The 5,714-nt window shown below is 70.5% G+C and carries 5 protein-coding genes and 1 pseudogene; all 6 read left to right on the top strand.

Going from position 1 to position 5,714, the window contains the following annotated elements:
* Positions 1-113: 113 nt before the first annotated feature.
* Positions 114-1,985: pseudogene (locus G3O06_RS45980) on the top strand (DUF4118 domain-containing protein); the annotation flags it as partial.
* Entirely contained in the window at positions 1,978-2,676 is a 699-nt protein-coding gene (gene kdpE / locus G3O06_RS45975; RefSeq protein WP_174915856.1) for a two-component system response regulator KdpE, read from the top strand. The pseudogene G3O06_RS45980 and the gene kdpE, both read left to right, overlap by 8 nt.
* 158 nt (positions 2,677-2,834) lie before the next feature.
* Positions 2,835-3,119: a DUF333 domain-containing protein gene (locus tag G3O06_RS45970; RefSeq protein WP_205820050.1), complete on the top strand. Its 285-nt coding sequence runs from the start codon at positions 2,835-2,837 to the stop codon at positions 3,117-3,119.
* 145 nt (positions 3,120-3,264) lie between these two features.
* Positions 3,265-3,585, top strand: coding sequence for a quaternary ammonium compound efflux SMR transporter SugE (sugE, locus tag G3O06_RS45965; RefSeq protein WP_174915858.1), 321 nt, complete (start codon positions 3,265-3,267; stop codon positions 3,583-3,585).
* Positions 3,586-3,797: 212 nt separating this feature from the next.
* Entirely contained in the window at positions 3,798-4,415 is a 618-nt protein-coding gene (locus G3O06_RS45960) for a DUF4126 domain-containing protein (RefSeq protein ID WP_089495347.1), read from the top strand.
* Positions 4,412-5,714 (top strand): FtsX-like permease family protein (locus G3O06_RS45955; protein ID WP_205820049.1); only part of this gene is annotated, 1,303 nt, incomplete at its 3' end. The genes G3O06_RS45960 and G3O06_RS45955, both read left to right, overlap by 4 nt.

Genomic DNA, 5,714 nt, shown 5'->3' with positions numbered 1-5,714 from the left:
AACGACGCGTCTCTTATGCTGTTTGCTCTTATTTGTTTATAGCGCTGCGTCCCACACGCACACCTACACGCTAGCTCACCCTCTTTCCCTCCCCGACGCTCTGCCGATCCGGGGTTGCCGCGCTGATCGGCTATGCGAAGGTGCGCAACGTGTCGAAGATCGTTGCGGGCGGCTCGCCGAAGGCCGGGCTCGTGCGCCGCCTCGCGCGGCCGTTCGGCGAACAGCTTGCCGAACGCGCGGGCGACGTCGACCTGATGCTGATCCGCGCGTCTGCGAGCGACGAGGCGCGCGCTGCACCGCTCGACGCGCGTGCGCGCGACTGGCGCGATGCGTTCGCACAGTTCGGCACGCACCGTTCGCCGCCGCGGCACTACGTGTACGCGGCCGCGATCTGCGCGGCGATCACGGTCGTCGCGAGCCTCGTGTCCGAGCGCCTCGACCTCACGAACCTCGTGATGCTGTACCTGCTCGGCGTCGTGTTCTCGGCGGTGCGGCTCGGGCGCGGCCCGGGCGTGCTGCAGTCGTTCCTGTCGGTGGCCGCGTTCGATTACTTCTTCGTGCCGCCGCGCATGTCGTTCTCGGTCAGCGACACGCAATACCTGCTGACCTTCTTCGGGATGCTGCTGACGTCGCTCGTGATCAGCCACCTGACGTCGACGCTGACGCGCCAGGCGAGCGTCGCGCAGCGCCGCGAGCGCCGCACCGGCGCGATCTACGCGATGGCGCGCGAGCTGGGCGCGGCGCTGACTACCGAGCAGATCGTCGAGATCGGCAGCCGCCACGTGGGCGAGGTGTTCCGCGCGCGTGTCGCGTTCCTGCTGCCCGACAGCGCGGACAAGGTGCGGCAGAAGATCGAGGAGCCCGATGCGGCCGTCACGCTGACGGGTGCCGATCTCGACAGCGACGTCGGCCAGTGGGTGTACGACCAGCAGAAGCCGGCCGGCCGCGGCACCGATACGTTGCCCGCGACGGCCGCGCTGTACCTGCCGCTGAAGGCGCCGATGCGCACGCGCGGCGTGCTCGCGGTTGCGTCGCGCGAGCCGCGCGAACTCGAGGTGCCGGAGCAGCAGCGGATGCTCGACGCGTTCGCCGCGCAGATCGCGCTCGCGCTCGAACGTGTGCACTACGTCGAGATCGCGCGCGACGCACTCGTCAACATGGAGTCCGAGCGGTTGCGCAACTCGCTGCTGTCGGCGATCTCGCACGACCTGCGCACGCCGCTCACGACGATCGTCGGCTTTTCGTCGATGCTCGCGAACGGGCGCGCGGCCGCGCAGGGCGGCGACGCCGCGGCGGCCGAACGCTTCGCGCAGCGCGAGGGCGAACTCGTCGACGCGATTCACGACGAGGCGCTGCGGATGACGGGCATCGTCACGAACCTGCTCGACATGGCGCGGCTGCAGGCCGGCAGCCTGCAGTTGAAGCGCCAGTGGTCGCTGCTCGAGGAAACCGTCGGCGCCGCACTCGCCGCATGCAAGCGCGTGCTTGCGCGCCATCCAGCGCGCGTCGTGCTGCCGGCCGACCTACCGCTGTTGCAGATGGACGCGGTGCTGATGGAGCGCCTGTTCACCAACCTGTTCGAGAACGCGGCGAAGTACACGCCGCCCGACACGCCGGTCGAGATCGGCGCGGAACGCATGACCGACGACGGCCTGCCGTTCGTGCGCGTGCACGTCGACGATTACGGTCCGGGCCTGCCGGCCGGGATGGAAACGCGGATCTTCGACAAGTTCACGCGCGGCGAGAAGGAATCGGCGACGCCGGGCATCGGCCTCGGCCTCGCGATCTGCCGCGCGATCGTCGAGGCGCACGGCGGTAAAATTGGCGCGCTCAACCGCACCGCGCCCGACGGCCACGTGACGGGCGCGCGCTTCTGGTTCACGCTGCCCGTCGAGACGCCGCCGGCCGTACCCGCCGTATCCGACGACGAACCCGATGTGCCGGGTGCATCGTCCCCATCCGAATCATTGCCAGACCATGAGTGAACCCAGCCTGACCGTCGTCCTGATCGAGGACGAAAAGCAGATCCGCCGTTTCGTGCGCGCCGCGCTCGAGGAGGAGGACATCGCGGTGTTCGAGGCCGAGACGGGCAAGCAGGGGCTGATCGACGCGGCGACGCGCAAGCCTGATCTCGTAATCGTCGACCTCGGCCTGCCCGACACCGACGGCCTCGACGTGATCCGCGAGCTGCGCGGCTGGTCCGAGGTGCCGGTGATCGTGTTGTCCGCGCGCACCCAGGAAGAAGAGAAGGTCGCGGCGCTCGACGCGGGTGCCGACGACTACCTGACCAAGCCGTTCGGCGTGTCCGAACTGCGTGCGCGGATCCGCGCGCAACTGCGCCGGCGCAACCAGGGCGGCGCGAACGAGTCGCCGAAGGTGACCTTCGGCACCGTGACCGTCGATCTCGCGATGCGCCAGGTGTGGCGCGACAACGAGATCGTGCACCTGACGCCGCTCGAGTACCGGCTGCTCGCGACGCTCGTGCGGCACGCGGGGCGCGTGCTCACGCATCGGCAGCTGCTGCGCGACGTGTGGGGGCCGTCGCACGTCGAAAGCCACCACTACCTGCGCATCTACATGGCTCACCTGCGCCAGAAGCTCGAGCGCGACCCGGCGCAGCCCGAGTACATCGTCACCGAGACGGGTGTCGGCTACCGGCTCGTCGGTGCGGCATGACGGGCCCGGACGGGCGGCAGCGGTGCACGTGCGCGTGACGTTGCGCACCGGCAGGGTTGCGTCGGCGCGACAGTCGCGCGGCCGACGCGCGCGTTGCACACCCGGCGCTCATTCCCCGTTATCCTGACCGTTCCGCGAACGAAAACGAGGAGCGTGCAATGTCCGTCCGTCTGGTCGTCATCTGTGCGCTGGCGCTTGGTGCGTCTGGCGCGTTCGCCCAACCGCTGCCGCCCGGGCAGCAACCGTCGTCGCAGCAGCAGGCGATGGCCAATCCCGCGTCGGTCAATTGCGGCAAGCTCGGCGGCCGCCACACGATCCGCAACCTGGCGAGCGGGCAGGTCGGCATGTGCGTGTTCAAGGACGGTCGCGTGTGCGAGGAGTGGGCGCTGTACCGCGACGACCGCTGTGTCGGCGGCGTCACGCCGAAGCGCGTATCGAACTGACCGGCCCCGGCCGATCGCGCCCCCGACCGGCCGCCGGCCACGCGCCGCGCCCGTAAGCATCTTGTTATACTCGGCGCCGCCCGGGGACGACCCCGGGTCATTCGCTTCAACGGGGACGGCCCCATCCGATACGGAGTACGTCGAGATGGCGTGGGTATTGTTGTTCATAGCCGGTTTGCTGGAAGTGGCCTGGGCGGCCGGCATGAAATCGTCGGACGGCTTCACGAAGCTCGGTCCGTCGGTGTTTACGATCGTGACGGCGCTGGCCAGCTTCGGGCTGCTCGCGGTCGCGATGCGCCAGTTGCCGCTCGGCACCGCGTACGCGGTGTGGACGGGCATCGGCGCGGTCGGTGCGTTCGTGTTCGGCATCGTGATGATGGGCGAGGCGCTGACCGCCGCGCGCGTCGCGAGCGCTGCGCTGATCGTCGCGGGGCTGATCGGCCTCAAGCTGTCGTCGGCTGCCTGAAGGCAGTATCCGGGTGCTGCCCGCGCCTGGGTGCCGCACTGCGGAATTGCGCCGGCCGCCCGTGTAGCCTGTCTATAATGGAACGCATTCGGGCCTGAATTCCGTCGTGCTTCTCGCGGCACGCGGTGCCGGCCGCCACGCGCCGCGCGGCCATTCTGTCCGACCCGATCCGATCAATCGGCAAAGCGCACGGAAAGTGCAAGGAGAGGGCCATGATCGAAGCCATTTCGCTCGGCGCGGGGCTCGCGTGGGCGAGCGGCCTGCGCCTGTACCTGACGGTGCTGATCGCCGGCGTGCTGGCGCGGTTCGGCTGGCTCCACCTGCCCGACACGCTGGCCGTGCTGATGTCGCCGTGGGTCATCGGCGCCGCGGCCGTGCTCGCCGTCACCGAATTCCTTGCCGACAAGATCCCCGCGTTCGACTCGCTGTGGGATGCCGTGCACACTTTCATCCGCATCCCGGCCGGCGCCGTGCTCGCAGCCGGCGCGCTCGGCCATGCCGATCCGACCGTGCTCGCGGTCGCGGGGCTCGCCGGCGGCTCGCTCGCCGGTGCCGCGCACGTGGCGAAGGCCGGCACGCGCGCGATGATCAACCTGTCTCCCGAACCGATTTCGAACTGGATCGCATCGTCGACCGAGGACGGCCTCGTGGTCGGCGGGCTCGTGCTCGCGTTCTTCGTTCCGCTCGCGTTCCTCGTGCTGCTCGCCGCGTTCATCGCGGCGTCGGCATGGGCGCTCCCGCGCCTGTGGCGCGGCGTTTCGGGCGGCTTTCGCGGCATGGCGAACCATATGGTGTCGCGGCTGAACTCGATCGGGGGGAAGCGCGATTGAAGGGGCGGCAACACGCGGCGCAGCCGCCGGCCGGGCAACCCGGCCATGAGGTGCACGCGCATGCCGGCCGCTTCGGCCTGCGCGACCTGATCCGCCAGGCCGCACGCATGACCGCGCGCGACTGGCGTGCGGGCGAGCTGACGCTGCTCGTCCTCGCACTTGTGCTCGCGGTCGCGGCGCTGACGAGCGTCGGCTTCCTCGCCGACCGGCTGCGCCAGGGGCTCGAGCGCGACGCACGCCAGATGCTTGGCGCCGATTTCGTCGTGCGGGCCGATCGCCCCGTCGATCCGTCGTTCGACCGGCAGGCCCGCGCACTCGGCCTGCGTACCGCGACGACCGCCATCTTCCCGAGCATGATCGCGTCCGCCACGGGCGGGCAGGCGAGCGACGCGGCGCCCTCGCGCCTCGCGGCCGTGAAGGCCGTGTCTCCCGGATATCCGTTGCGCGGCGCGGTCGAGATCCTGCCTGCCGGCGCTGCCACCGCGCAGAAGGCGGCAGCGATTCCCGCGCCTGGCACCGTGTGGGCCGATCCGGCGCTGCTCGATGCGCTGCACCTGAAGGCGGGCGATACGGTGCGCGTCGGGCTGCGCACCTTCAAGGTCGCCGCGTCGATCTCCCGCGAACTCGATCGCGGGTTCTCCTTCGTCAATTTTTCGCCGCGGCTGATGATGCGCGCGGACGAGCTCGCCGCGACGGGGCTCACGGGCTACGGTAGCCGCGTCACGTACCGGCTGCTGGTCGCCGGCGACCAGCAGGACGTCGCGCGCTTCGAAACCTATGCGCACGCGCGCGTCGACGGCGGGAAACTGCGCGGCGTCGGTCTCGAGTCGTTGCAGGAAGGCCAGCCGCAGGTGCGGCAGACGCTGGATCGCGCACGCCACTTCCTGACGCTCGTCGCACTGCTCACCGCGCTGCTCGCCGCGGTCGCGATCGCGATGGCTGCGCAGCGCTACATGCGGCGCCACCTCGACGGCTGCGCGACGATGCGCTGCCTCGGCGTGAGCCGCCGCACGCTCGGTGCGCTGTTCGCGCTCGAATTCGCCGGCATCGGGATCGTGTCCGGCGCCGCAGGCGCGGTGCTCGGCTACGGCGGCCACTGGGCGTTGCTGGCCGCGCTCGGCGGCCTGATCGACGTGGTGCTGCCGCCCCCCACGCTGTGGCCGGCGCTGATCGGCATCGGCGCCGCGCTCGTGCTGCTGCTCGGCTTTGCGCTTCCGCCGCTCGTGCCGCTCACGCGCGTACCGCCGGTGCGCGTGCTGCGGCGCGAGTGGGGCGACGCGTCGCGCACCGCGTGGGCCA

This window comes from Burkholderia sp. Ac-20345, from assembly GCF_017104825.1.
Taxonomy (GTDB): domain Bacteria; phylum Pseudomonadota; class Gammaproteobacteria; order Burkholderiales; family Burkholderiaceae; genus Burkholderia; species Burkholderia lata_B.
Note: the sequence above shows the minus strand (reverse complement) of the source record. Positions and strands in the feature narration are given on the sequence as shown.